The organism is Massilimicrobiota sp. An80 (assembly GCF_002159255.1).
GTDB lineage: Bacteria > Bacillota_I > Bacilli_A > Erysipelotrichales > Coprobacillaceae > Allocoprobacillus > Allocoprobacillus merdigallinarum.
This window is the reverse complement of record NZ_NFHI01000091.1, coordinates 1-3,071: the sequence shown is the minus strand read 5'-3', so window position 1 is coordinate 3,071 and position 3,071 is coordinate 1. Positions and strand designations below refer to the sequence as shown.

Below are 3,071 nucleotides of genomic sequence, written 5' to 3'. Positions count from 1 at the left end.
CATTCATATCATTAATCCAGAAAATGAGGAACAAATAATCAATAACATATAACAAGAAAATTCGTAAGACTAAATTCCACTTTATTTTTTAAAGTAGAATTTACTTTTACAATTAACCATTATAAAAATATATCTTAAAAAATAAAAAAAGTATTGACGAAAAAAGAAGCCTATGCTAATATATTAGGGCAGTCGTTAATGGGCCTGTAGCTCAGCTGGTTAGAGCGCACCCCTGATAAGGGTGAGGTCGATGGTTCAAGTCCATTCAGGCCCACCATTAATAACTGTTATATATATACATGGGCCTGTAGCTCAGCTGGTTAGAGCGCACCCCTGATAAGGGTGAGGTCGATGGTTCAAGTCCATTCAGGCCCACCATGTATAATTGTATAATGGGGCTTTAGCTCAGCTGGGAGAGCGCCTGCTTTGCACGCAGGAGGTCAGCGGTTCGATCCCGCTAAGCTCCACCATATAGGATATATAACCTGTATTGGATGTTTTTGTAAAAACATCTGATGCAGGTTTTTTGTTTATATAATATTTTTTATCTACAGGATATGAAATTAACCGTATTGTCAGGGAAAGGAGTAAAAGTTGGGACAATATGAATATCAAATTATAAGATTTTGAAAAGGGTAATAAATGAAATAGAGAAAGGTTAAAAAGGTAAATAATAATGATGAAAATTGTAAATGGAATTCAAAAAGTATTAGCATTGACAGATTTTGAAGTAAATAAATTAAGTGATCGTTTAGGATTGATGGAATTTAACGGTTATACGATTTCACGAAAAACTGCAAATGTAGAAGGACAAAGTATTGAATATAATGTATTTTCAGTGAAATGTATCAATAGTTTTAATGGAAAGCAGATTACGGTTAATGTTACTTATGAAGGAACGAATAAAGGAATTTTAGATACATTAGCACATAAAGTTGAAAACAATCCACTAGAAAAAGCATTTATTGATTTTGATCAGGTGCTTATTGGACATTATATTTCTGGTGGTGGTAATTTTAGCCAGTTGATGCAGACATATAGAGCTGAAAAAGTAAGAACAGTAGATAACAATGAAGCTCAAAGAATTTTGAACATGATGAAAAACAATGAACATCAAGTGAATAATCAGGAAAGAAAACCTGAACAAAAATAAATGAAATGAGAAAAGAACTTTGATAATCAAATAAAATATGCTAGTAAATGAACTGTCAAACAGAGATGAAAATCGAGTAGCTAGCATCTATACAGGATGCCGTGACGTGATGATGATAGGAGCATGAGTCAAAAGACTTTAGCATATTTCTAACTTTATGAGGAAAGTTGGGTGATATAAAAAAATATTTGATTATTGAAGTGTATATATATGAAGAAAGGGCAGAAAGAGTCCTTTCTTTACTTATTTTATAGAGTACATATAATGGGACAATTGGTGGTAGAAATACCACGAAGAAAGAAGGTGATGAAAAGAGGTGAAATATATTTTGCAAATTTATCTCCTACTATGGGTTCAGAACAGGGTGGAATAAGACCAGTATTGATTATTCAAAATGACAAAGGAAATGTTTATTCTCCAACTGTTATAATTGCTCCAATCAGTTCTAGTGATCAAAAAAGAAAGAAGAAATCTTTTTATCACGTTGATCTAGATATAGAATGTTTACCAAAGAGAAGTTTTGTGATGCTTGAACAAATCAGGACGATTGATAAAAAAAGATTAGATAATTATATTGGATGTGTTGATGAAAAGTTTATGAAAATAATTGATAGAGGCATTATTTTGAGTATGGTAGGGATATAAAAGTGATAAATGTTATGAAAGATATGGTTTATAGAGTTTTAGATAATGTAAGCTTGTTAAAAATATTGAAAACTGTTTTTACTTTCCCAATATTTATTTTTGTGTTTTATGCTTGTTTGATAGGATTAGGTGTATTGTGTGATAATGAATACTTTAATGAAACTTTAGTTAATGAATTAAAACCGAGTTCTTCTATAGGGTTATATATCCACTTGCTACTCATGTATTTTGTTGTTAAAATTTTTTTTAGAGTATGCAGAACAGGTGAATGTAAAATATCTTTTTGGGAAGGTTCAACAATAAAGGAATTTCAGAAAATAAAAAATATATTGTATAAATCCAAACAAATTTTTTACAATTTGTGGAATATGATTTTTCATAAAAATTTTGTTTATAGGGTTTTTGGTACTGGAATAATGATCTCATTTGTAGTTGAGATCATTTTTGCTATATATATTATGTTGGTAACATACATAGATTTTATGGGATTTATTTTAGGATTTTTGATTTGAGAACGTTAACTTCTACTAGAATTATACATCTATAATACAGAAATTGGAAAAATATTGATTATTTCGATGTTTTTCTCTTTTTTTATTAGACAGTATATGTTATAATAGATGTATAAATATACATCTATTATTTGGGGGAATGTCATATGAAATATAATCCTGTACCTAGACCTGATAGAACTGTTATTGTCAAGAATAATGGTTATCAATATGTTTACCTGACTCAATGTGTCAAGTATTCGCCTCGATTAAAACGTTCTGTTCCATCACGTGTTTCTATTGGCAAGCTTGATGAAAATGGTATGCTGATTCCCAATAAGAAATACTTTGAGCTGTTTCCTGATTCTAACGGTTTGGATGAACTTGGGGATAGAGCTGATTTTATTTCCATTGGCCCACATCTGGTTGTAGATAAAATTTCTAATCAATTATCCTTATATTCTCTTCTTGAAACTGTTTTTCATGATAAAGCAGATAAGATCCTTGACATCGCGACTTATATGATCATGTCCGAAAATAATGTCATGCAGTATTTTGATGATTATGGCTATGGTCATTCTTTGTTTAATAAAGCTAACTTTACTGATAGTACTATTGGAAAACTGTTAGGGTCTTTGACGGTTTGCCAGATGGATTTGTTTATCAGGTCCTGGGTGACCATGCAAAACAAAGATGGTATCTATGTTTCCTATGATTCTTCTAATATGAATACTGTTGCAGGGTCACTGACATTAGCGGAGTATGGACATGCGAAAGATAAT

Annotated in this window: 3 protein-coding genes, 3 tRNA genes and 1 pseudogene; all 7 read left to right on the top strand. The window is 31.0% G+C overall.

Going from position 1 to position 3,071, the window contains the following annotated elements:
• Window positions 1–200: 200 nt before the first annotated feature.
• A tRNA-Ile gene (locus B5G32_RS13355) sits at window positions 201–277 on the top strand.
• Window positions 278–301: 24 nt separating this feature from the next.
• A tRNA-Ile gene (locus tag B5G32_RS13350) sits at window positions 302–378 on the top strand.
• 16 nt (window positions 379–394) lie between these two features.
• Window positions 395–470 (top strand) — tRNA-Ala (locus tag B5G32_RS13345).
• A 206-nt stretch (window positions 471–676) separates the two neighbouring features.
• On the top strand, window positions 677–1,153 hold the full coding sequence (locus B5G32_RS13340; protein WP_087305409.1) for a hypothetical protein: 477 nt from the start codon (window positions 677–679) through the stop codon (window positions 1,151–1,153).
• A gap of 264 nt (window positions 1,154–1,417) precedes the next feature.
• Window positions 1,418–1,798 carry a type II toxin-antitoxin system PemK/MazF family toxin gene (locus B5G32_RS13335; protein ID WP_087936943.1) on the top strand — a complete coding sequence of 127 codons (381 nt, stop codon included), beginning with the start codon at window positions 1,418–1,420 and terminating at the stop codon, window positions 1,796–1,798.
• Window positions 1,799–1,812: 14 nt separating this feature from the next.
• Entirely contained in the window at window positions 1,813–2,310 is a 498-nt protein-coding gene (locus B5G32_RS13330; protein WP_087305413.1) for a hypothetical protein, read from the top strand.
• Window positions 2,311–2,456: 146 nt separating this feature from the next.
• Window positions 2,457–3,071 (top strand): annotated as a pseudogene (locus tag B5G32_RS13325) (hypothetical protein); the annotation flags it as partial.

Coding starts and splice junctions, on each gene's coding strand:
- B5G32_RS13340 (WP_087305409.1), top strand. CDS start 677: ATGATGAAAATTGTAAATGGAATTCAAAAAGTATTAGCATTGACAGAT.
- B5G32_RS13335 (WP_087936943.1), top strand. CDS start 1,418: ATGGGACAATTGGTGGTAGAAATACCACGAAGAAAGAAGGTGATGAAA.
- B5G32_RS13330 (WP_087305413.1), top strand. CDS start 1,813: ATGAAAGATATGGTTTATAGAGTTTTAGATAATGTAAGCTTGTTAAAA.